Source organism: Acidithiobacillus sp. (assembly GCF_049965315.1).
Taxonomy (GTDB): Bacteria; Pseudomonadota; Gammaproteobacteria; order Acidithiobacillales; family Acidithiobacillaceae; genus Acidithiobacillus_B.
In genome coordinates, this window is the sequence record NZ_JBMFWL010000020.1 from 1 (window position 1) to 21,378 (window position 21,378).

Below are 21,378 nucleotides of genomic sequence, written 5' to 3' on the forward strand. Positions count from 1 at the left end.
ATGGTAGCCAGCGAACGACTCTGCGAAGTCGTCGCTTGCATCGCCAAAACCGCCAATACGGGGAAAAACGGCGCTGGAAAAATATTTGTATCGGAAATATTGCGAACCATCAATTTATAGGAACATCGTGCTGGCGTAATGTTGGCGAACTCACGCCCAAACAGCCCCAAAACACCCCAAAAAATAAGCCAGCATGCGCTGGCTTATTCATTTATAATCAACATATTAATGGTGGAGGCGGCGGGAATTGAACCCGCGTCCGCAGTACCTAGACCACCGGATCTACATGCATAGTTTGTCTTTTCTTTTTAACCGCCCCAAACTCCGACAAACAAGATTTCGGTTTGGCGATCCTGCTTTGTTTTAGCAGTCACCCCACAGGCTAGGGAGACCACGATTCCGTGTGAGTCGACCCCCCGCAGGCCTTGCGGCCACCGGACCCACGGACCAATCCGGGCGGAGGGCTCACTGCTTAAGCAGCGAGGGCGTAATTGCTGTCGTTGGCAATTATTGATTTGCGACCAGTTTTAAGAGCGAACCGCAGCTCTGCATGCACCGAAGGCTTCGCGACCTGCGTCGAAGCCGGTCGCCCCCTGATTACCTATACAAACACTAAGACCGGCTTTTGCGGGAAAAGTTGCATCCGCCTGCCTGATCCAGGTCTCAGTATACCCCCTCTCCATTACCGCGACTAGGGTCGGTGACATTCGCCTCAATGTAGCGGCGCTCCATCCGTTTCCTCCTTGAAAAGCATGGCCACGTCGCTCGCTTCAAAGCGATAGGATTCTCGACAATACTCGCAGGTAACGGATATAACGCCATGTTCTTCCAGTGTTTCTTCCACTTCCTCCTGGCCCAGCGCGCGGAGCATGTCGGCCACCCGCTGCCGGGAGCAAGAGCAGGAAAAGCGCAAGGCTTGCGGCGGGAAGAGGCGCACGCCTTCGCCGGGGAATGCCTGGGGCAAAAGGTCCTCGGGCGCCATGTTGAAAAGCGCGGCATCGGGCCCGACCTCGAGAAACCGGGTCAGCAATTGCCAGTCTGCGGGATCCATGACCCCTGGCAAGCGCTGGACAAAATACCCTGCCGCCTGATGGGATTGCGGATCCGCCATGAGGCGGAAGAAGGCCGGTGACTGCTCCGACTCCGCAAAATAGGCGTTGAGGGATTCCGCCACGGTGTCCCGCAACGTCACCAAGCCCTGATAACGCTCCCTATCCAGGCCCGGATCCACCGTGATGGCCAGCAAGGCGCCGGGGAGTGTGGCCAAATCCACCGGCTCTCCCTCCTGCCAACGGGCATAGGCGCGCAATCCCCCCGCCTGACTGATCTCCGCCACCAGCAGGCGCAAGGCCCCTTGGCTTTGCGCCTGGACGATAAGCCGCTCATAGGAACTCTGCGTCGTGGCCAGCAAGGCGGTGCCGGCCAGGATTTCGCCCAAAAGCCGGGCGACAGCCGGAGATCCCTGGAAGTCCCGGAGCACCCGCCCATAGGTCTCGTCCAAACGACAGAGGGCGCCCCGCACGGGGAGGGTTTCCCAATGAAAACGTTGTGAAAAATCAGGCATGATCATCCTCTGAGGGCACGCCATCAAGCCCCTGCCCCAAGAGGGGCTGCAGGGCGCGGCGCAAGTGATTGAAAAGCCGAGGATCGCGTTCTTCCTGGAGCGCAAGAAGCGATTTCATCCGCTGCCGTTCCGTGGGAGCGCCAAAGCACGCTGGGCAGTTTTCCATGATGACGGGTAGGTGGCTGGCCTCGGCGTAGGCTCGCGTCTGGCGCTCGCGGCAATAGACGAGGGGCCTGATGACGCGCAAATCGCCGTCCTTGACCCAATAGTGGGCCTTCATGGTGCGCAATTCGCCATTGTAAAACAGGGACATCAAAAAGCTTTCCGCAAAATCGTCGAGGTGTTGACCCAAGGCTAGGACGTTGTAGCCCTCGCGACGGGCGCATTGATAGAGTACGCCGCGACGCATGCGCGCGCAAAAGCTGCAGTAGGATGGCCGGTCCATGTGGCGTTTGGCCCGCCCGACGATATCCTGCCGCTCCAGGAAATGGGGTATACCCAGTTCCCGCAGATAAGGTTGCAAGGGGGCGGGATCATAGTCGGGGCTCATGGGGTCCACCGTGGCCGCAGCCAGACTGAAGGACACCGGGGAGCGCTGCTGAAAGGCGCGCAGCAGGTGCAGCAGGGTAAGGGAATCCTTGCCGCCCGACAAGGCCAGGAGGATCCGGTCGCCCGGCGCGATCATGGCGAAGTCGGCCAGGGCGCGCCCCATCCGCCGCAGCAGTAGTTTCGGCACATCCAGGCGGGGGACGGCACTCGGATTGTTCATGGCAACAGGTAGACTCATGCCGGTCCGGAAAGGCTGTCCTGCAACTCTTGCTGACTGGCCGCGGCGGCCCCCAGTTTGCCGACGACGATCCCCGCTGCGCGGTTGGCCAGCTCCACGGCCAGATCCAGGGGCCAGGCAGCGGCCAGGGCCACGGCCAGGGTGGCAATCACCGTATCGCCGGCGCCGGTGACATCAAAGACCTCCCGGGCCTGGGCAGAATGATGGTAAATACCCGCTTCCGTAAAGAGGGTCATGCCGCCTTCCCCCCGGGTCACCAGCAACCCCTGCAAGTCGAGATGCCGGCGTAAACGCTGGCCCATCTCCCGGAATTCGTCCTCCTCCTGCCAGGGGCCGGCCACGGCCTGGAATTCCGCCTGGTTGGGCGTGAGCAGGGTCGCGCCCCGATAGCGCTCATAATCCCGGCCCTTGGGGTCCACCAGGACCGGCACACCCAGCTCCCGTCCCATGGCCAAAAAATGGACGACATCCTGGAGGGCGCCCTTGGCGTAGTCCGAGAGGATCACCGCCCCTGCTGCCGCAAACAAGGACGGGCCCTGGTGCAGAAGGGCATCCCGATGATCGGCGCTGGGTTTGGCCTCAAAATCCATGCGCAGCAACTGTTGCTGGTGGCCGATGACGCGCAGCTTGACGGTCGTCGGACAGCCGGCGTCGGGAATCAGCGTGGACTCCACCCGGGCGGCGGCCAGCAATGCCGCCAGATTCCGGCCCGGCTGGTCGTCGCCCACCGGTGCCAGCAGATGAGCCTGGGCGCCCAGGGCCACCACATTGAGGGCCACATTGGCCGCACCGCCCGGCCGTTCTTCCTCCCGCCCCACCCGCACCACCGGCACCGGCGCTTCCGGAGAGATGCGCTCGACGCTGCCGAACCAATAGCGATCCAGCATGACATCGCCCACGACGAGTACCCGCTGCCCGAGCAGCGTGGCCAGGGGCGGCATCATTTCAGGGACGACCGATGGCATGATAGCGGAAACCCGCAGCCCTTACGGCCTGTGGGTCATAGAGATTGCGCCCGTCGAAAATGAGCGGCCGCCGCAATCGGGCGCGGATCCGGTCGAAATCGGGGCTGCGGAAAATCTGCCATTCGGTGCAGATCACCAGCGCGTCCGCCCCCTCCAGAGCGGCATAAGGATCTTCGCAGAGCTGCAGATCTGCCCGTTCCCCATAAATCCGCCGCGCTTCCGCCGTCGCCGCCGGGTCATAGGCGCGCACCCGGGCCCCTCGGGCCCAGAGGCCCTCCAGCAGAACCCGGCTGGGGGCCTCGCGCATGTCATCGGTGTTGGGCTTGAAGGCCAGACCCCAGAGGGCGACGGTATAAGGTGACAGATCCTCCCCCAGCTCCGCCACCACCTTGCGTTCCAGTACCCGCTTCTGGCGATTGTTCACCTCCTCGACGGCGGCCAGGAGCGGCGCTGCATAATCCGCCTGGCGGGCACTGTACTCCAGGGCGCGCACATCCTTGGGAAAACAGGAGCCCCCATAACCGCAGCCAGGGTAAATAAAGGCGTAACCGATGCGCGGATCGGCACCAATGCCGCGCCGCACCTGCTCGATATCCGCGCCCATCCGCTCCGCCAGGCCAGCCAGCTCGTTCATCAGCGAGATCTTGGTGGCCAGCATGACATTGGCGGCGTATTTGCTGAGTTCCGCGGAGGGCGGATCCATGACGATCAAACGATCGTGATTGCGATTGAAAGGCGCATAGAGGGCGCGCATCCGTTCGGCGGCAGCCGGATGATCGACACCGATGATGATGCGGTCGGGCTTCATGAAATCCTCCACCGCCGCGCCTTCCTTGAGAAACTCCGGATTGGATACCACATCGAAAGGGATGTCCACGCCACGCCGTTGCAAAGCCGCCGCGATGCGCTGCCGGACCAGTTGCGCCGTGCCCACGGGTACCGTCGATTTGTTGATGATGACGCAGTAGCGGTCGAGGTGCTGGCCGATGGCATCGGCCGCCATCAGAACGTGGCGGAGATCGGCGGAGCCGTCTTCATCGGGCGGCGTCCCCACGGCGATGAAGAGGTAATCGCCATGGGCCACCCCGGCGGCGATATCCGTCCCAAAACGCAGGCGATCGCCGTCCATGCCCTCCTGCACGATGGCCGGCAGCCCGGGCTCATGAATGGGCACGATCCCTGCGGAAAGCTGTTCCACCTTGCGGGCATCCACATCGATGCAAAGGACGTGATTCCCCACCTGCGCCAGACACGCTCCCGTGACCAGACCCACATAGCCGGTACCGACCACCGTGATTTTCATCGAAAGACTCCCCGCATCTGGCCGCTCATGCCCGGCTTGCGCCAGCCGTCATCCCAACTCATCCGCCCACCCCTGCCTTTTCCAATATCACCACCGCCACCGCAAAGCGCCGCTCATCGCTGATGGACAGCCAGGCGCCGACCCCCTGACCCAGACGCGCCAGCGCCGCCGCCGCCATGCCGGAAAAGGCCAGTTGCGGCGCCCCCAGGATATCGTGGCCCACCTCCAGGTCGGACCAGCGGATCCCGGAGCGCAAGCCGCTACCCAGGGCCTTGAGGGCCGCTTCCTTGGCGGCAAAACGGCGCGCCAGAAAGGCGGCCCCTTCGGACCTGCCGGCCGGCAGTTCACCCTGCTCCTGCGCGCTCAGCAAGCGCGCGACCAAACGCGCGTCAAAACGTTCGTAAAGGCCCGCCATGCGCTCGACATCGACAATGTCGGTGCCCAACCCAACAATCATCCACGGGCCTGTCGCATGATGCGCTTCATCTCCGCGACGGCCGGCCCCAGGCCGACGAAGAGGGCGTGAGCCACAATGGCATGGCCAATATTGAGTTCCGCCACCCCATCCAGCGCAGCAATGGCCTCGACATTATGATAATCAAGACCATGGCCCGCATTCACCTGCAAGCCCAGGCTCTTGCCAAAGGATACCGCGCTGGCGATGAGGGCGAGTTCGTCAGCCCGTGCGGCGGCACTGCCGGCATTGGCGTAGCGTCCGGTGTGCAGCTCCACCACCGGCGCCCCCGTATCCGCCGCCGCTTCCAGTTGAAACGGATCGGGGTCGATAAACAGCGAAACCCGGATTTCCGCCGCGCCCAGGCGCTGGCAAGCCTCCTTGACCCGCTGCGCATGTCCCGCCACGTCCAGCCCACCCTCCGTGGTCAGTTCCGCGCGCCGCTCCGGCACCAGACAACAGTCGGCTGGACGAATCCGCTCGGCAATGCGCATCACCCCTTCGTCCACGGCCATCTCCAGGTTCAGGCGGGTACGCAGGGTCTGACGCAGGATCTCGATATCCCGCTCCTGCATGTGGCGACGATCCTCCCGCAAATGGGCGGTGATGGCGTCTGCCCCCGCCCGTTCGGCGACAAAGGCCGCCTCCACCGGGTCCGGATAGCGGGTACCGCGTGCCTGGCGCAGGGTGGCCACATGGTCAATATTTACGCCCAAAGCAATCATCCAGTGCTCCTTTGCTAGTGATCCTGCCCGGCCTGGGCCAAGTATGCCGCAAGCAGGCGATGGCTCTCCAGTGGCCGGGCGCTGAGATGCCCGCGCAACTCCCTTTCCAGGCAGCGGCGCAGACCCGGCAACCAGGCCACGGACGGCCCCTCCGCCATACCCCCCGCCAGCCAGGCCAAGGCCCCGCTGGGCATGGCGATGGTCCCGGGGACGGACCGATGGTCGGGACAGAGCACCCCATGCTCGGGCCAGTAATGCCAGGTTCCGCCATCCTCTTCGCTGAGGCGGCGCCCGCAGCGATGGCAGACCTGCAGCTCCGGCGCCCAACCCAGAATCTCCAGCAAGCGGCGCTCGAAGCGGCGCAGGGCCCAACTTTGGCGGCCCGCCAGCGCCACGCTTTGCAGGGTCTGCTCGTAAACATCAAAGAGCTCCGGCAGAGGATCGCCCCGCTGGGTCAGGCGGAGCAGGAGTTCGTTGAGATAAAACAGGATCAGGCCCTTCATGCCGGCAAAATCCAGCAGTTCCCCCTGCTCTTCCGCCTGCAGCAAGGTCACCAGGTCCCCCCCTCCCCGCCAGCGCACCCACAGGGAGCGCCCCGCTTCCAGGGCGGCAAACGGGGAACGCGGCCGCCTTCCGCCCCGCGCCACCGCCCCCAGACGACCGCTCTCCCGGGTAAACAGCTCCAAGACCAGACTGGTATCGCGGTAGGGATAACGGTGCAGCACCCAGGCCCGTTCGCCGCCCTCAGCGGTCGCCGTCATAGCCGAGCTCACGCAAGAGCGCCCGATCTTCCGCCCACTGTTCGCGCTGCTTCACCCACAAACCCAGCCACACCGAGCTGCCGGTCAACTGCTCCAGCGCCAGCCGCGCGCGCTCGCCGATGCTGCGCAGGCGCGACCCGCCCTGGCCCAGAATGATCCCCTTCTGACCGGGCCGGCGGCAATAAATGGTTGCTTCTATACGCTGCTGCCCGCCCGTTTCCTGATAGCTCTCGATGGCGACGGCCGTATCGTAAGGCAATTCCTCCCCCAGTTGCCGAAACAACTGTTCCCGGATGATCTCCGCCGCCATGAAACGCAGGTTGCGATCCGTCACCAGATCCTCTGCAAAGCTCGCCGGCGCCGGCGGCAAAAGGGGCACGATCAGGTCCGCCAGACGCCCCGCATCGGCGGGCTTGCGCGCCGACAAGGGCAGGATCCCGGCAAAATCAGCCCGCCGCCCCAGCTCCACCAGGAAAGGCAACAGACGCTCCTTGCGTTTCACCCGATCCACCTTGTTGACCACCGCCACCAGCGGGATCCCGGCCTGCAAGAGCCAGCGCAGGGCTTGCTCATCCTCCGGCCCCCAGACCAGCGCCTCCACCATCAGCACGCCGACGTCGGCCATCTCCAGGGCCCCGCGCGCCGCCCGAAGCAGATGCCGGTTCAAGGAGCGATAGCCCTGATGGATCCCCGGCGTATCCAGAAAAAGGAGTTGGGCATCCGGCCGGGTAAGGATGCCCAGGATCTGATCGCGGGTTGTCTGCGGGCGCGGCGAGGTAATGCTGATCTTCTGCCCCACCAGATGATTCAACAGGGTGGATTTGCCAACATTGGGCCGGCCCAGCAAGGCCACATAGCCGCTGCGATGAGGCGCGGCTTCCCGCTCCACCTCAGCCACGGCCAGCGCCCTGCAATTGCGCCAGCATGAGGGCGGCGGCCTGCTGCTCCGCCTTCCGTCGGCTATTGTCCTCCGCCTGCGTCTCTTCCGCCCCGCTCACCACGCAACGGGTCACAAAACGGCGCTCATGGGCCTGTCCTTTTTCTTCCACCAGTTCATAGATGGGCAAGGCGCGACCATGCCCCTGCAGATATTCCTGCAGCCGCGTTTTCGGGTCGCGCAGCTCCTCTCCGCCCAGGTGTTCCGTCATCAAACTCTCCAGCAGGCGCGATACGATGCCCTCGGCTGCGGCAAAGCCGCCATCCAGGAAGGCCGCCCCCAGGACCGCCTCCAAGGCATCGGCGCGAATGGAATGACGCCGTGCTCCGCCGCTCCGCTGCTCTCCGGGTCCCAGGATCAAGACATCCGCCAAATTGATCTGTCCGGCAATTTCCGCCAGGGTTTCCTCGCGCACCAGGCGCGCCCGCATCCGCGACAGGTCGCCTTCGCTCACCTTGGGAAAACGCGAGAACAATTGCGCGGCGGCCACAAAATTCAGCGCCGCATCTCCCAAAAATTCCAGGCGTTCATTGTGCTGACCACCCGCGCTGCGATGGGTCAGGGCCTGCCGCAGCAACTGCGGATCCCGAAAATGATACCCTAACTGTTCCTGCAACTGCTCCATGCTGCTCATCATTCACTCGATTATTCCACAGGGCGATAAAACCTTATGTTAGCGCGTGCCGGATCGTCATTTTCCTACCGCATGGAAATGGATCAGGAGGCTGACATTACCGACCAGGGGCACCACCTTGTCATAATCCACGGTAATGATCGGCTGCGCGTTACCATCCTTGACGATCTGGATATCCTTCTGCGGGATATCAATCATCGCCACCCCCAGCCGCCGATTCAGATCATAACGAATTTCATCTTCGCTACTCTGCGGCCGCGCCTCCCGTGCCTGGGTGCTGACAATACTCTCCAGGGACCAATAATCATAATACACGGGCATGATCTTCACCACGAAAGCAATGATCAAGACCAGCAAAACCATCCAAAACAGCAGGCCCAGCAACGAAATGCCGGCCTGACGGTGATCCTTCGTCCGCATCATGAATCCCCCTGCAAAATACCCGCCGCCCGCTCAGTCAAGACTCCGGCCGATCTGATTCCAGCGTATGGACCAATCATTCGCATCCCAGGAAAACCACACGAACATGGCCTTGCCCACAATGTTCTGTTCCGGCACGCAACCCCAAAACCGGCTGTCGTTGCTGTTATCCCGATCGTCTCCCATCATGAAGTAGCAATGGGGTGGCACCTTATAGGGACCGAAATCCATCTGCGCTTCGGGAGTGTCGAACTCGATGATATGAAAGCGGTGCCCGCCCAGTTCCTGCTGGTATTCCTTGGTCGGAATCGCATAGCCCTCATGGGTATGATAGGTGAAAGGTCCCACATACTTCTGCGCTATGAGCTTGCCGTTGATATAGAGATCGTTGCCCTTCACCTCGATGGTATCCCCCGGCAGGCCGATCACGCGCTTGATGTAATCCTCCCGCGGATCTTTGGGATAGCGGAACACCATCACGTCACCCGCCTGCACCGGACCGCCCTGGGTAAGCTGGGTATGAACCAAGGGCAAGCGCAATCCCAGCGAATATTTGTTCACCAGCACAAAGTCACCGACGCGCAGGGTCGGGATCATGGAGCCCGACGGTATCTTGAAGGGTTCAAAGAGAAATGCCCGGATGAGAAAAACGATGAGCAGGACCGGAAAGAAGCTCCGCGCATAATCCACCACCAGGGATTCATGCTGCCCCGCCGCCCGACGGCGGCGCAAGGCGAGCAGATCCACCAGCCAAATCAGGCCCGTCAGCACCACTGCCAGAAATAACAATAAGGTAAAATTCATCCACCGATTTCCTTTTGTCGCCCGCTAGCGTTTTTCGCTTTTCAATACTGCCAGAAAGGCCTCCTGCGGGATCTCCACACGGCCGATCTGTTTCATGCGCTTCTTGCCTTCCTTCTGCTTCTCCAGCAGTTTACGCTTACGCGATATATCGCCGCCATAGCATTTGGCCAGAACATTCTTGCGCATCGCCTTGACCGTTTCCCGCGCGATCACCTTGGCGCCCACCGCCGCCTGGATGGCCACCTCGAACATCTGCCGCGGGATCAATTCGCGCAGACGCGATACCAGTTCCCTGCCGCGCCGCTCCGCCACATCGCGATGGACGATCCAGGACAGGGCATCCAGTTTTTCGCCATTGATCAGGATATCCATCTTGATGAGCGGACCGCTTTCAAAACGGGCGAACTCATAATCCATGGAGGCATAGCCCCGGCTGACGGATTTGAGCCGGTCAAAGAAATCCAGCACCACCTCATTCAGCGGGAGATCATAAGTCAGCACGACCTGGCCGCCGGTGAACTGCATATTTTTCTGCCGGCCGCGCCGTTCCTCGCAAAGAGCGATCACCGGACCCAGATAGGATTCGGGCGTGAGGATATTGGCCTGAATGATGGGTTCACGGACGTCGCGAATCTTCTGCGCGGGCGGCAGTTCCGCCGGATTGGAAATCTCCAGAACACGATCATCCGTAGTTTCCACCTGATAGATCACGGTTGGCGCGGTGCTGATCAGTTCCAGACCGTATTCCCGCTCCAATCGTTCCTGGACGATCTCCATGTGCAAAAGGCCCAGAAATCCGCAGCGAAAGCCGAAACCCAGAGCCTGGGAGGTTTCCGGCTCGAATTGCAGCGAGGAGTCGTTCAGGCGCAGCTTTTGCAACGCCTCACGAAAATTGTCGTAATCGGCCGAGTCGATGGGATAAAGGCCGGTAAAAACCTGGGGTTTCACCTCCTTGAATCCGGGCAGCGGGGCCGGGGCCGGGCGATCCTGCTCGGTCAGGGTGTCGCCCACCCGCGCCCCCTCGATATGGCGAATGCCGGCGATCACAAAACCCACGGCCCCCGTGTCCAATGAGGGCATCTGCATCGATTTGGGGGTAAAGACCCCCACTTTCTCGACGACATAGGTGCGCTGGCCGACCATGGTCATGATCCGCTGACCGGGGCGGATGGCGCCATTGACAACGCGCACCAGGACCACGGTACCCACATAGTTATCAAACCACGAGTCGATGATCAAAGCCTGCAACGGCGCATTCATGTCGCCCTGGGGCGGGGGAATGCGCTCCACCACGCGCTCGAAGATCTCACGGATGCCAATCCCCTCCTTGGCGCTCGCGAGGATCGCATCCTCCGCCGGCAAGCCCACTATGGCTTCAATCTCCTTTTTGACCCGCTCCGGGTCCGCCGAAGGCAAATCGATCTTGTTCAATACGGGGATGATCTCCAGGTCGTGTTCCAGGGCCGTATAGCAGTTCGCCACACTTTGCGCCTCCACCCCTTGGGAAGCATCCACCACCAGCAATGCCCCCTCGCAGGCCGCCAGGGAACGACTGACCTCGTAGGAAAAATCCACATGCCCGGGCGTATCGATCAGATTGAAAATATATTCCTGACCATCCCTGGCCTGATAGGCCAGGCGTACGCTCTGAGCCTTGATGGTAATGCCGCGCTCCCGCTCAATATCCATGGTATCCAAGACCTGACTGGACATTTCCCGGTCGCTAAGGCCACCGCACAGACGAATGAACTGATCCGCCAGGGTAGACTTGCCATGGTCCACATGGGCAATAATGGAAAAATTACGAATCCGTTTTTGGTCGATCATATTCCATCATCAGTTGTCGCAAGCGAAAAATCATGCCGCATGGCAGCATACAGAAAAAGAGGGCTGGCGGTAATTCCAGCCCCCCACAGATCATCCGGCGCTACCCTTAGTGGGGCAAGGTGATCACCAGATAGAAGCTTCCCTCGCCCCGGCGGATCAAGACCGGCACCGGCTGCCCCGCGGGCAGGCTGGCCACCAGTTTCTGCAATTCCGTGACGCTGGTAATGGTCTGCTGCGCCACCTGCAGGATCACGTCACCCGGGCGAATGCCCGCCTCCACGGCCGGGCCGACACCGGCGCCGAGGACCAGAACCCCGGTATTGACGTGGAGCTGCTGCTTGGCCTCGGGAGTCAGGGCCCCCACCTGGATATTGAGGCGCTTGATTTCGCCCTTTTGCACCTGCGCCGTCGCCGGGGCGGTCATGCCATCCATGTCATTGGGCAGGCTCGCCACCGTGACCTTGACCGCCATGGGCTTGCCATCGCGGATGACGCCCAGCTTCGCCACGAAACCCGCCGGCAAGCTGCCCACCAGCGGCGGCAATTCGGAAGAATTGTAGATGGCACGACCATCAAAGGACACAATCACGTCACCCGGGCGCAGGCCGGCCTTGGCGGCCGGGCCATCGGGCACCACCTGCGAAATCAGCGCGCCCACGGGCTCTTTCATGTGGAAGGACTTGGCCAGATCCATGCTGACGTCCTGAATCATCACCCCTAGCCACCCGAAATGCACCTTCTGGTGCAACTTGAGCTGCTTGACGGCATCCATGGCAATGTTGATGGGGATGGAGAAGGACAAACCCATGTAGCCGCCGCTATTGGTATAGATCTGATCGTTGATGCCGATCACCTCGCCCCGCATATTGAAGAGCGGCCCGCCGGAATTGCCGGGATTGATGGGCACGTCGGTCTGGATGAACGGAATGTAGGGGTCATCGGGCAGAGGCCTGGCCACCGCGCTGATCACTCCCTGGGTGACGCTGTTCTCGAAGCCGAAGGGCGCCCCCACCGCCAGCACCCATTGGCCCACATCGAGCTTGCCCGAGTCACCCAGATGCACCGTCGGCAGGTTGCTGGCATCGATCTTGAGCAGCGCCACGTCGATCCGCGTGGACAATCCCACCAACTGCGCCACGTATTGCTGATGATTGGTCAGGCTCACGATGATCTTCTGCGCCCCCTTCACCACATGGGCCGCCGTCACGATGTAGCCGTCCGGGCTGACGATGAAGCCGGAACCCAGCGACTGCACCTGGTATTTCTGATCTTGTCCGCCGGCCCCCGGAGCACCGCCCCCGGGCCCGCCAAAGAAAGGCGCAAAAAACTGGTTGAGTGGGGAATTGGGCGGAAATGGGGATGCGGCACCGCGCGCCACCTTGGTTTCGGTTGTGCTGATATTCACCACGGCCGGACCAAACTGTTTGACGATGGGGGTGAAGTCCGGCAGGGCCACCAAATCCTGGCTGCTCGCCGCCACCGCCGACGCATCCACCCCCATGCCCAGGGCAAGGCCCAGCATCAACGTTACGACAATATGAGCTCCATCCTTCAGGCACTTTTTCAACACGACCCCCCCTCACTCTTGATGGTGTGCAAGTACGACGACCTACGTTATTAGAAATTCTAGGGATTACCGGGGGAAAAAGCTACCGGCTCGTTGCTGATCCCCTCCGTCACGGAATAGGTGGCGCTCAAGGTGCCGGCCTGGCGCGAGCGCCAATGATGCGCCGCTGAGGCGGAACCCGTATAAGCAGCGTAGCCCGGCACCCAAAGCCGCTGAATGTCGCGTTGAATCACTCCGTCCATGGTCGCACCCGGTTGCGCTACCGCATCCACCTGGCGCAGGGCAAAGCTTTGGGGCCGTACCACCTCCCCTTGGGAAACCGACGCCTGCACGGCGTGCATCGCCGCCAAGGACGTCGGCTGCGGCGTCCCCGGATTGCGGGGAAACAGTCCCACCAGCGTTACGGACACCACCAGCACGGCGGCAATGGAGCCCACCTTGATCCAGCGCGTGGAAAACGGGCGGCCATGCAGTTGCGCCTGGGGTGCCAGGATGCTCGGCTCCAGGGCGATGGCCTGGGCCAGCCGGTCGGCGAATCCCGGCGGCGCGGCGCGGGGCGTAGGCATTTGCAACAGGTGCGCGACGCTGTGCTGCCGCTCCCAGGCATCCCGCAGGCCCCGCTCCGACTGCAAACGGCTGATCAGCCGTTTGGCCCGCAGGCCCCTCAGCTCACCTTCCATGAACACCATCAATTCTTTTTGGGTTTCATCGTTCATGACAGTTTTCGCTCCAACAATGGTGACAACGCCTTGCCGATTGCCTCCCGAGCGCGAAAGATGCGGGATCGTACCGTACCCACCGGACAGTCCATCGCTTGGGCGATTTCATCGTAACTCAAGCCCTCGAACTCCCTCAAAGTCACCGCCATGCGCAAATCCTCGGGCAACGCCGACAAGGCCGCATCAATATGCTCCGCCAATTCCCGGCCCAGCAATAATCCTTCCGGAGTATCGTATTCCCTTAGTCCATCCGCACCGGCAAATTGTTCCGCATCTTCGCTGTCCACATCCGCAAGGACCACCTGCCGGCCCTGGGCCACCAGATGGTTTTTGGCCGTGTTGACGGCAATCCGATAGAGCCAGGTGTAAAAGGCGCTGTCGCCGCGGAAATTGGGCAGGGCCCGGTAGGCCTTGAGGAAGGCCTCCTGGGCGACATCTTCGGCCTCCTGGGGATTGCGCACGAAGCGGGAAACCAGGGCGAATATCTTGTGCTGATATTTGCGGACGAGCAGATCGAAGGCCCCCTTTTCGCCCTTTTGCACCCGTTGCACCAGAAGCAGATCACTGCTCGCCCCCGATTCGTGGCTAGCGGGGTCGGATGACCCCGACGTTTTGCCCATTTGGCCTTTCCTTATGCTGAACCAGGCAGCCAGACGGACCGCCCTTGTTTTCGCTGACTTCACCTCATTGAGCGCCCATCGTATCATGACCTCCCGCAAGCGATGCAACGCCGCGGGTCCCGGATCCCGGAGACCCGTGTTTTCTCGCGGCGCACACGATTTCTCCACGGGCATCCTGCATAAGGACCATCATGAAAGCAATGGACTTTCTCATTATCGGCTCCGGTGCCGCCGGGCTCGCCACCGCCCTGGGCTTGACCCGGTTTGGACGGGTTGCGGTCCTGAGCAAGGATCAGGGCCAGGATTCAGCCACCCTCTGGGCACAGGGCGGAATGGCCGCCGTCATGAAGGATACGGACAGCATTGCCGCCCATATCCAGGATACCCTGAATGCCGGCGCCGGGCTCTGCCATCCGCAGGTGGTCCGCCAGGTGGTGGAACACGGGGCCGCGGCGGCCCGTTCCTTGATCGCCTGGGGCGTGCCCTTCACCCACGATGAGCAGGGCGATTTTCACCTGACCCGCGAGGGGGGGCACAGTGCCCGACGCATCCTGCATACGGCCGATGCCACCGGACGCGCCATCGAAGAGACCTTGCTGCAGCGGGTGCGGGAACATCCCGCCATCTTCCTGGGTGAAGGGCACTTTGCCATCGATCTCTGGGTAGAGGACGGCATCTGTCGTGGAGCGATGGTGCTGACCCCGGAGAACGATCAAATCGAAAGGTGGTCGGCCCGGACGGTGATTTTGGCGACGGGAGGCGCGGGGCAGGTCTACCTGCATACCAGCAACCCTCCCGTCGCCACGGGGGATGGCATCGCCATGGCCTACCGCGCCGGTGCGGAGGTGGCCAATATGGAATTCATGCAATTTCATCCCACCACCCTTTATCATCCGGGCTCCACGCCCTTTCTGCTCAGCGAGGCCTTGCGGGGAGAGGGCGCGAAACTCCGTCTGCCCGATGGGTCGACCTTCCTGGAACGCTACGATCCACGCGCCGAACTGGCCCCCCGGGACATCGTCGCGCGCGCCATCGATGCCGAAATGAAGCGTCATGGACTGGATTACGTCTTGCTGGATATCAGCCATCAGCCTGCGGCCATGATTCAGGCGCACTTTCCCACCATCGCTGCGCGCTGCCTGGAATTGGGCCTGGACATCACCCGGGAACCCATTCCCGTGGTCCCTGCCGCCCACTACACCTGCGGTGGCGTGGTGGTGGACGGCCATGGCCGCAGCACCCTGGCGGGCCTCTATGCCGCCGGCGAAGCCGCCTGCACCGGCCTGCACGGCGCCAATCGCCTCGCCAGCAATTCTCTCCTGGAATGCATAACCACTGCCGCGGCCATCGTCGCCGACCTGCAAAGCTCCGGATCCCCCGAGCCGGCCTCCTTCTCCCCTCCCCCACCGCCGCATCGCGCAACCGCCGTCCCTACGGATACCCTTCAGCGGCTCCGAAACAAGGTCCAGACGACCATGTGGGCCGCGGTGGGCATCGTGCGCCAGGATGCCCAATTGCAGGAGGCCCGGAAGCAACTGGAAGGCATAGGCGCCGAACTACGGAATCTTGCCGAGACATCCCAGGGAGTCCGGGCCTTTCACGAACTGCGCAACCTCCAGCAAACGGCCCTGCTCATCACCCAATCCGCCATTGCCCGGCGGGAATCGCGCGGTTGCCACTACAACGAGGATCATCCCCAGCGGGCAAGCCAGGCCTTGGACACCATCATGCAGCGCGACTGGCCCGCCCCGCGGCAGCGTCCCATTCCGCCCGCAGCCTGAGGCGCCAATGGCGCCAGGGCCCATGGCCTGCGGGGAAAAGCGCCAGGACGCCATAGTGGCGCCCGTCCAGGCCGCGCAATCGCAGCGCCCCGAAGCGGGGGCGCAGCAGGGGAGCCCCGGACAGAACGCAGGCAACGCCCCTGCCGTCAGACAAGCGCAACAGGATCTCCCCCGACCCGGCCGAACCCAGGGCTACGGGCAAGTCCGCCGCCCGCCGCGCTCCGGGCAAAGGGCATTGCCACCAATAGGCCGGCAGGACCAGGCCCAGTAGCAGCCCGAGGCCCAGGGGCCAATCCTGGAAAGCGACGGTCAGGGCCACACCGGCGGCGCTCAGGTAGGGGAAGGCATAGAGCAGGGAGCGGCCTTGGCCCACGGGCAGGTCCAGGCGGCCCATGGCTTTGTCCAAATCCACCGAAGGGGTATGATCACCGGCGTTATGCTCCACGATTGGGGCCACGATTTGGGGATTTACCGTCATGCCGTCTCCTGCCAACACCCTCTTTTCCACCCCTCTCGCCGCCGGACAGGGGCTCATCAGAGCCACCGGGGCGGAGGCGGAAAAATTCCTCCAGGGCCAGTTTTCCAACGATCTGCGCGCATTGCAAGTGGGCTGCGGCCAATGGAGCAGCTACAACACCCCCAAGGGGCGGATCATTGCCAATTTTTATGTACAGCGCGACAGGGAGGGCTTCTGGCTCAGCCTGGCGCGGGACCTGGCCGATCCGGTCCTGGAGCGTTTGCGCAAGTTCCGCCTGATGACCAAGGTCGAACTGGAGCGTGGCGAGCCCCAATGGGAGATCCTGGGCGTTGCCGGCCCCGGGAGCGGCGCCTTGCTCTCCTCCACCCTGGGCGCCGCCATGGCCGTTGAAGCCAATGTCGGCTTGGCCGGCGAGGACTGGATCGCCACCCGCTTGCCCTGGGCCGCCGGTGAAGCCTATCTCCTGATCGTCCGCGCCCAGCCTGCCGCCGTCCTGCGCCAAAGCCTCGCCGCAGGGGGCGCGGCGCCTGCGGATTATGGGGCCTGGCAGGAGCTGGCCATTCGCTCCGGGGTGGCATTGATCAGCCTCGCCACCACGGAGAAGGTCATTCCCCAGGAACTGAACCTGGAGCCCCTGGGCGGCATCAGTTTCACCAAAGGCTGCTATCCCGGCCAGGAAATCGTCGCGCGGTCACACTACCTGGGCCGCCTCAAGAACCAGACCTATCGCGTGCAGGCCGCCACCCCCCTGACCGTAGGGGAAGAGATTTACACCGGCGCCCTGCCCGATCAGGGCATTGGCCTGGTCATCAATGCCGTAGCCACCGCTAGCGGCTGGGAGGCCCTGGCGGTGCTGCGTGCCGCCAACAGTGCCGACATCCTCCATGCGGGCAAGGCCGATGGCCCCCCCCTGACGATCCTGGATCTACCCTACCCGCTGCCCCTAGATACCCCCAAGGAAGCGTAGATGTGGGGTCTGCTTGCGGGCATCGTCAGTTATCCGTTCATCGCCTGGTATAGCCACCGCCGCCTGGAAGACCAAGGGCTGCCGTCCGGCCTTACCCGCACGTTGCTGGTATTCCTCATCGCCACGGCCTTGTCCACCGTGCTGGGCTACGGCGTTTCGTGGCTCACCAGCAAACCCGAGGCCGGGGTCCCGCGGCAACACCTGCAGCGGGCCACCACGCAACTCCTCGGCCATGAACTGCGATGTCTGCAAAACCCGGCCAGCGCCGCCTGCCAGTCGGCAATCCAGCAGAGTCGGCAACTCAAAGAGGAACTCCTCTCCGGCGCCGCAGGCAGGCATTAAGCCCCCGGGCCCGGGCGGCGATCAACTCCGGGCGGAAAGGGCCTCAAAAGCGCCGCGAAAGGTGGCAAAGCGGGTAAACTGGCCGCCGCTGGCCAAGAGCGTGGCATAATCCCCGGATTCCAGAACCCGGCCATCCTCCAGGACATAGATCCGGTCCATGGCTTCCAGACCAATGAGACGATGGGTGATGTAGAGCACCGTCCTGCCCGCCATGACCGCTTGCAGGTCACGAAGGAATTCCATTTCGGTTACCGGGTCCAGACCCTCGGTCGGCTCATCCAGAATCAGCCAGGGGGCGTTTTTGAGGATGGCCCGCGCAATGGCCACGCGCCGCCCCTGCCCACCGGAAAGCTTGACGCCGCCCTCGCCCACGATGGTGTCCAGCCCAGCCGGCTGCGCCCGCACGAATTCATCCAACTGCGCCACCGCCAGGGCCTCCCAGAGTTCATCCTCCGTGGCCTCGCCCTTGGCCACCAGGAGATTATCGCGGACGGTGCTGTGAAAGAGATAAGAACGCTGCGAAACCACCGCGAAATAACGGCGCAGGTCATCCCCCGGATAATCCCGCAATTCATGCCCGCCAAACTGCACCCGCCCCTCCTGATAGTCATAAAAGCGCAACAGGAGATTCACGAGACTGCTTTTGCCCGCTCCCGTCACCCCCAGCACCGCCACCCGCGATCCCTGGGCGACTTCCAGGTCAACGCCGTCCAGGGCGGGACGCGCGCTATCGGCATAGCGCAGATGCACATCCGTCAGACGAAGGTCCAGACGCCGGGGCTGCGGCGCGGGTCCAGGGGCATCGGCGAAGGGCAAGGGTTGGTCCGCCACCTCAAAAATGCGCCGTGCCGCCTCCTTGGTCTGCCCAAGGAACTGAAAAGCCAGGGGCAAGGCGGCAATGGCCTCAAAGGCGGCAAGGGAGCCCAGGGCAAGCATGGGCAATTCCGGGCCGGACAAATAGCCATGCACGACCAACGGTATGGCCAGGATCACGATGCACCACATGCCCAGGTTGGTGAGCAGGCCCATGCCCGCACTGCCCCAGCCGGTAATCACGCTCATCCGGCTCTGCCGCTGAATCAGTTGATCATTGAGGGCGGCGGCATGGGCGCGCACGGCCGGTCCGGCGTTGTAGGTGAGGATTTCGCCCATCCCCTGCATCCCATCCACCAGTTGCACGCGCAAGTCCGCATTGATATTGGTCATCTCCCGCCCCAGCCTGGCCCCCAGGCGCTCCGTCAGCAGAGGCAAGGCCAGACCCGCCACCGCGAGGAAAAGCAGCAAGGTCAAACCCACCGTCCAGGAAAACAGGGCAAAGAATCCCGCCATGATCAAGGCCGCCAGCCCGGCCACGAGAAAGGGCGCAAACACCCGCAGGTAGAAATTATTGAGCGTATCGATATCGGCAACGATGCGGGACAGGATGTCACCCGCCCGATACCCCTGCAGGCCGGCGGGAGCCAACGGCTCCAGGCGGGCATAAAACCAACTGCGCAGGCGGGACAGCAAACGAAAGGTCGCCTCATGGGTGACGATGCGCTCCAGATAGCGGGAGACGACGCGAACCGTCGCAAAACCGCGCACGCCGGCGGCTGGAGTGAAGAAGTTGAACAGGTTCTGGGTGGCGATTCCTCCCAGCCCCGCCACGGCGGCACTGGCCAGGAACCAGCCCGAAAGGGCCAGGAGGCCGAAATTGGAGAGGATGGTCAGCAGGGCCAGCAAGGCCCCGCCGAGGATCCAGCCGCGGTACGGAGCAAAAAGTTTAAGCAGACGCCAAAGTTCGCCCATGATCCCCCCGATAAGCGGCGACCAAGCGGGTATAGGGCCCGCCGGCCGCGAGTAATTCCTGATGCGAACCCGCTTCCACCACTCGCCCCTCGTCCAGGACCAGGATATGGTCGGCGCGCTCCGCGGTAGCCAGGCGATGGGCAATGACCACCACGGTTCGCCCCTTTGCCAAGCGGTCGATGGCGTCCAAGACCAGCGCCTCGCTCTCCATATCCAGATTGGCCGTCGCCTCGTCAAGGATCAGCAGGTCCGGATTCTTGAGAAACGCCCGCGCCAGGGCCACGCGCTGGATCTGCCCCCCCGAAAGCCCCTGCCCCAGATCACCCACCATGGTCCCAAAGCCCTGAGGCAAGGCTTCGATGAATTCCAGGGCATAGGCCTGCCGCGCCGCATCCCGCAGTTCCTGCTCCGTGGCGCCGGGTCTGCCAAGACGGATATTGTCGGCAATGCTGCCATGGAAAAGGCGGGGATTTTGCGGCACCCAGGCCAGGTGCCCCCACCATTGCTCCCGCTCCAGGGCGTTGAGGGGGATCTGCCCATTGACCACGATCTCCCCGGCCTGCGGGGTGACAAAACCCAGGAAGACGTTGGCCAGGGTGCTCTTGCCCGCGCCGCTGCGCCCCACCAGAGCGGTGACCTTGCCCGCCGGGATCTCGCAATCCAGCCCGTCCAGGGCGACGCGGCCCGCTTCATAGGCAAAATGCAGGTTGTGGCAGGAAAGAGAAATTTGCGCCCCCGGAGCAAGGGCTTCCCGTGACGCTGCGGAGGCCGGAGCAGGCAGATCAAGGATCTCGAAAATGCGCTTGGCGGCGGCGATGGCGCTCATCCGCGCATGATAATGGGTAGCCAGTCCGCGCAGGGGATTGAAGTATTCGGGGGCCAGCAGGAGCACAAAGAATGCCGTGTAAAACGGCACGGAGTCATTCAGCAGGCGGGCGCCAAAGGACACCGCCACCAGGGCGATGGAAAGGCTGGCAAAAAATTCCAGCACCGCCGACGTCATAAAGGCCACTTTCAGCCCCGCCATGGTGGTCCGGCGATAATCATCGGAGATGCGCGCCACGATCTCTATTTCATCCTTGGCGCGGCCGAAGATTTTCAGGGTGGTCAGACCCTGCACCACATCCAGGAAATGGGCGCTCATCAACAGCAGTTTCTGCCATTGGCGCTGATTGATGGCCTCCGCCTTGTAACCCACCAGGACCATGAAAAAGGGAATGAGGGGTCCGGCAATGACCAGGATCAGGCCGCTGATCCAGTCGGCCGGAAAGACAAAGGCCAGGATCGCCAGAGGAATCAGGCTGACTAGGGCCATTTGCGGCAGATAGCGGGAAAAGTACGGCTCCAGCGCCTCCACTCCTTCGATCATGGTGCTGGCGATGTCGGCGCTCCGCTCGCCTCCGGCATGGATGGGCCCGAGCGCCAGGAGGTGGGAAAAAATACGTTCCCGCAGATAAGTCTTGATCTTCGCGCTGGCCTGGAAGGCGACCACCTCGCTACCCCAGGAAAGGGCTGCGCGCAACAGGAAAATGCCCAGCATCGCCCATAACAAAGGCATGACATCGCGCAGCGTCTTGTCCAGAAAAGCGACATCGTTGACCACATGCGCCAGCAAGATCGCCTGGACGATGATCAACAACCCCGCAGCGACCCCCAACCCAATCCCGAAATAGAGCGCGCCCCGCGTGCGCCGCCCCTCCTGCATCAACCGCTGATCCACACGCTGTGCCTTGGCCATTCCGCTTCCTTCGCCAGTTTGCGTGGACTGTATCACAATTTCCCCTCTCCCCCACCCCCTGCCAGGACCGGCTCATCCCCCTCCGCTGGTCCACGCGCCCGGCTGCCAAGCCTCCGGCCAACGGCTCGCAGCCATGCCCCCTCTGTACGCTCTCCGTCTCTCCGTTGACCTGCTTTCCACTTCCAAGTATATTCTAC

The 21,378-nt window shown here is 62.8% G+C and carries 21 protein-coding genes and 1 other RNA gene; 3 read left to right on the forward strand and 19 right to left on the reverse strand.

The genetic code is table 11. The annotated features are described in order from the left end of the window. Positions 1-229: 229 nt before the first annotated feature. From ssrA to rpoE, 16 genes are all read right to left on the reverse strand, one after another. Positions 230-594, reverse strand: a transfer-messenger RNA (tmRNA) gene (gene ssrA, locus ACP5MM_RS06425). Positions 595-712: 118 nt separating this feature from the next. Beyond that, entirely contained in the window at positions 713-1,564 is an 852-nt protein-coding gene (locus ACP5MM_RS06430) for an Hsp33 family molecular chaperone HslO (RefSeq protein ID WP_427934286.1), read from the reverse strand. Then, entirely contained in the window at positions 1,557-2,351 is a 795-nt protein-coding gene (locus ACP5MM_RS06435; RefSeq protein WP_427932257.1) for a tRNA 2-thiocytidine biosynthesis TtcA family protein, read from the reverse strand. The genes ACP5MM_RS06430 and ACP5MM_RS06435 overlap by 8 nt, the downstream gene beginning before the upstream one ends. Further along, positions 2,348-3,316, reverse strand: a complete 969-nt coding sequence (gene rfaE1, locus ACP5MM_RS06440) for a D-glycero-beta-D-manno-heptose-7-phosphate kinase (protein ID WP_427932259.1) — start codon at positions 3,314-3,316, stop codon at positions 2,348-2,350. Before rfaE1 ends, ACP5MM_RS06435 begins: the two co-directional genes overlap by 4 nt. Then, positions 3,297-4,619 (reverse strand): UDP-glucose dehydrogenase family protein, encoded by a 1,323-nt coding sequence (locus ACP5MM_RS06445; RefSeq protein WP_427932260.1) that lies wholly within the window; start codon positions 4,617-4,619, stop codon positions 3,297-3,299. Before ACP5MM_RS06445 ends, rfaE1 begins: the two co-directional genes overlap by 20 nt. Positions 4,620-4,677: 58 nt before the next feature. Continuing rightward, positions 4,678-5,076: a holo-ACP synthase gene (gene acpS, locus ACP5MM_RS06450; protein ID WP_427932262.1), complete on the reverse strand. Its 399-nt coding sequence runs from the start codon at positions 5,074-5,076 to the stop codon at positions 4,678-4,680. Continuing rightward, entirely contained in the window at positions 5,073-5,798 is a 726-nt protein-coding gene (gene pdxJ, locus ACP5MM_RS06455) for a pyridoxine 5'-phosphate synthase (RefSeq protein WP_427932264.1), read from the reverse strand. The genes acpS and pdxJ overlap by 4 nt, the downstream gene beginning before the upstream one ends. A gap of 14 nt (positions 5,799-5,812) precedes the next feature. Further along, positions 5,813-6,559 (reverse strand): DNA repair protein RecO, encoded by a 747-nt coding sequence (gene recO / locus ACP5MM_RS06460; RefSeq protein WP_427932265.1) that lies wholly within the window; start codon positions 6,557-6,559, stop codon positions 5,813-5,815. Next, positions 6,543-7,457 (reverse strand): GTPase Era, encoded by a 915-nt coding sequence (gene era, locus ACP5MM_RS06465; protein WP_427932267.1) that lies wholly within the window; start codon positions 7,455-7,457, stop codon positions 6,543-6,545. The genes recO and era overlap by 17 nt, the downstream gene beginning before the upstream one ends. Next, positions 7,450-8,133, reverse strand: coding sequence for a ribonuclease III (gene rnc, locus ACP5MM_RS06470; RefSeq protein ID WP_427932269.1), 684 nt, complete (start codon positions 8,131-8,133; stop codon positions 7,450-7,452). The genes era and rnc overlap by 8 nt, the downstream gene beginning before the upstream one ends. A 54-nt stretch (positions 8,134-8,187) precedes the next feature. Next, positions 8,188-8,553 (reverse strand): DUF4845 domain-containing protein, encoded by a 366-nt coding sequence (locus ACP5MM_RS06475; RefSeq protein ID WP_427932271.1) that lies wholly within the window; start codon positions 8,551-8,553, stop codon positions 8,188-8,190. A gap of 30 nt (positions 8,554-8,583) precedes the next feature. Then, the gene (gene lepB, locus ACP5MM_RS06480; RefSeq protein ID WP_427932273.1) at positions 8,584-9,354 is read right to left on the reverse strand and encodes a signal peptidase I; all 771 of its coding nucleotides are present in this window, start codon (positions 9,352-9,354) and stop codon (positions 8,584-8,586) included. Positions 9,355-9,378: 24 nt separating this feature from the next. Continuing rightward, positions 9,379-11,181: a translation elongation factor 4 gene (gene lepA, locus ACP5MM_RS06485; RefSeq protein WP_427932274.1), complete on the reverse strand. Its 1,803-nt coding sequence runs from the start codon at positions 11,179-11,181 to the stop codon at positions 9,379-9,381. Between the two features lie 106 nt (positions 11,182-11,287). Beyond that, a complete protein-coding gene (locus tag ACP5MM_RS06490; protein ID WP_427932293.1) occupies positions 11,288-12,682 on the reverse strand; it encodes a Do family serine endopeptidase in 1,395 nt (464 codons plus the stop codon). A 125-nt stretch (positions 12,683-12,807) separates the two neighbouring features. Further along, the gene (locus tag ACP5MM_RS06495; RefSeq protein ID WP_427932276.1) at positions 12,808-13,464 is read right to left on the reverse strand and encodes a sigma-E factor negative regulatory protein; all 657 of its coding nucleotides are present in this window, start codon (positions 13,462-13,464) and stop codon (positions 12,808-12,810) included. After that, the gene (gene rpoE, locus ACP5MM_RS06500) at positions 13,461-14,087 is read right to left on the reverse strand and encodes an RNA polymerase sigma factor RpoE (RefSeq protein ID WP_427932278.1); all 627 of its coding nucleotides are present in this window, start codon (positions 14,085-14,087) and stop codon (positions 13,461-13,463) included. The genes ACP5MM_RS06495 and rpoE overlap by 4 nt, the downstream gene beginning before the upstream one ends. Positions 14,088-14,278: 191 nt before the next feature. Here rpoE and nadB point away from each other — a divergent pair, with 191 nt between their 5' ends. Beyond that, a complete protein-coding gene (nadB, locus tag ACP5MM_RS06505) occupies positions 14,279-15,868 on the forward strand; it encodes an L-aspartate oxidase (protein ID WP_427932280.1) in 1,590 nt (529 codons plus the stop codon). Here nadB and ACP5MM_RS06510 read toward each other — a convergent pair. Beyond that, positions 15,813-16,346 carry a hypothetical protein gene (locus ACP5MM_RS06510; RefSeq protein WP_427932282.1) on the reverse strand — a complete coding sequence of 178 codons (534 nt, stop codon included), beginning with the start codon at positions 16,344-16,346 and terminating at the stop codon, positions 15,813-15,815. The genes nadB and ACP5MM_RS06510 overlap by 56 nt on opposite strands. Here ACP5MM_RS06510 and ACP5MM_RS06515 point away from each other — a divergent pair. Next, the gene (locus tag ACP5MM_RS06515) at positions 16,345-17,313 is read left to right on the forward strand and encodes a YgfZ/GcvT domain-containing protein (protein ID WP_427932283.1); all 969 of its coding nucleotides are present in this window, start codon (positions 16,345-16,347) and stop codon (positions 17,311-17,313) included. The two genes, ACP5MM_RS06510 and ACP5MM_RS06515, sit on opposite strands and share 2 nt — an antisense overlap. Continuing rightward, the gene (locus ACP5MM_RS06520; RefSeq protein ID WP_427932284.1) at positions 17,314-17,655 is read left to right on the forward strand and encodes a hypothetical protein; all 342 of its coding nucleotides are present in this window, start codon (positions 17,314-17,316) and stop codon (positions 17,653-17,655) included. It abuts the gene before it with no gap. Between the two features lie 21 nt (positions 17,656-17,676). Here the strand turns inward: ACP5MM_RS06520 and cydC are convergent, their stop codons facing one another. Together cydC and cydD are read right to left on the reverse strand one after the other, a co-directional pair. Continuing rightward, a complete protein-coding gene (gene cydC / locus ACP5MM_RS06525; protein WP_427934287.1) occupies positions 17,677-19,443 on the reverse strand; it encodes a thiol reductant ABC exporter subunit CydC in 1,767 nt (588 codons plus the stop codon). Beyond that, positions 19,418-21,181 carry a thiol reductant ABC exporter subunit CydD gene (gene cydD / locus ACP5MM_RS06530; protein WP_427932287.1) on the reverse strand — a complete coding sequence of 588 codons (1,764 nt, stop codon included), beginning with the start codon at positions 21,179-21,181 and terminating at the stop codon, positions 19,418-19,420. Before cydD ends, cydC begins: the two co-directional genes overlap by 26 nt. Positions 21,182-21,378: the final 197 nt, after the last annotated feature.

Bases quoted from the DNA above. Each gene is read 5' to 3' on its own strand.
- rnc (WP_427932269.1), bottom strand. From the start codon at position 8,133: ATGATGAGCAGCATGGAGCAGTTGCAGGAACAGTTAGGGTATCATTTT.
- ACP5MM_RS06520 (WP_427932284.1), top strand. From the start codon at position 17,314: ATGTGGGGTCTGCTTGCGGGCATCGTCAGTTATCCGTTCATCGCCTGG.
- ACP5MM_RS06435 (WP_427932257.1), bottom strand. From the start codon at position 2,351: ATGAGTCTACCTGTTGCCATGAACAATCCGAGTGCCGTCCCCCGCCTG.
- ACP5MM_RS06515 (WP_427932283.1), top strand. From the start codon at position 16,345: ATGCCGTCTCCTGCCAACACCCTCTTTTCCACCCCTCTCGCCGCCGGA.
- cydD (WP_427932287.1), bottom strand. From the start codon at position 21,181: ATGGCCAAGGCACAGCGTGTGGATCAGCGGTTGATGCAGGAGGGGCGG.
- rpoE (WP_427932278.1), bottom strand. From the start codon at position 14,087: ATGGGCAAAACGTCGGGGTCATCCGACCCCGCTAGCCACGAATCGGGG.
- ACP5MM_RS06430 (WP_427934286.1), bottom strand. From the start codon at position 1,564: ATGCCTGATTTTTCACAACGTTTTCATTGGGAAACCCTCCCCGTGCGG.
- ACP5MM_RS06510 (WP_427932282.1), bottom strand. From the start codon at position 16,346: ATGACGGTAAATCCCCAAATCGTGGCCCCAATCGTGGAGCATAACGCC.
- lepB (WP_427932273.1), bottom strand. From the start codon at position 9,354: ATGAATTTTACCTTATTGTTATTTCTGGCAGTGGTGCTGACGGGCCTG.
- ACP5MM_RS06475 (WP_427932271.1), bottom strand. From the start codon at position 8,553: ATGATGCGGACGAAGGATCACCGTCAGGCCGGCATTTCGTTGCTGGGC.
- acpS (WP_427932262.1), bottom strand. From the start codon at position 5,076: ATGATTGTTGGGTTGGGCACCGACATTGTCGATGTCGAGCGCATGGCG.
- rfaE1 (WP_427932259.1), bottom strand. From the start codon at position 3,316: ATGCCATCGGTCGTCCCTGAAATGATGCCGCCCCTGGCCACGCTGCTC.
- cydC (WP_427934287.1), bottom strand. From the start codon at position 19,443: ATGGGCGAACTTTGGCGTCTGCTTAAACTTTTTGCTCCGTACCGCGGC.
- recO (WP_427932265.1), bottom strand. From the start codon at position 6,559: ATGACGGCGACCGCTGAGGGCGGCGAACGGGCCTGGGTGCTGCACCGT.
- ACP5MM_RS06445 (WP_427932260.1), bottom strand. From the start codon at position 4,619: ATGAAAATCACGGTGGTCGGTACCGGCTATGTGGGTCTGGTCACGGGA.
- ACP5MM_RS06490 (WP_427932293.1), bottom strand. From the start codon at position 12,682: ATGGGGGTGGATGCGTCGGCGGTGGCGGCGAGCAGCCAGGATTTGGTG.
- nadB (WP_427932280.1), top strand. From the start codon at position 14,279: ATGAAAGCAATGGACTTTCTCATTATCGGCTCCGGTGCCGCCGGGCTC.
- lepA (WP_427932274.1), bottom strand. From the start codon at position 11,181: ATGATCGACCAAAAACGGATTCGTAATTTTTCCATTATTGCCCATGTG.
- ACP5MM_RS06495 (WP_427932276.1), bottom strand. From the start codon at position 13,464: ATGAACGATGAAACCCAAAAAGAATTGATGGTGTTCATGGAAGGTGAG.
- pdxJ (WP_427932264.1), bottom strand. From the start codon at position 5,798: ATGATTGCTTTGGGCGTAAATATTGACCATGTGGCCACCCTGCGCCAG.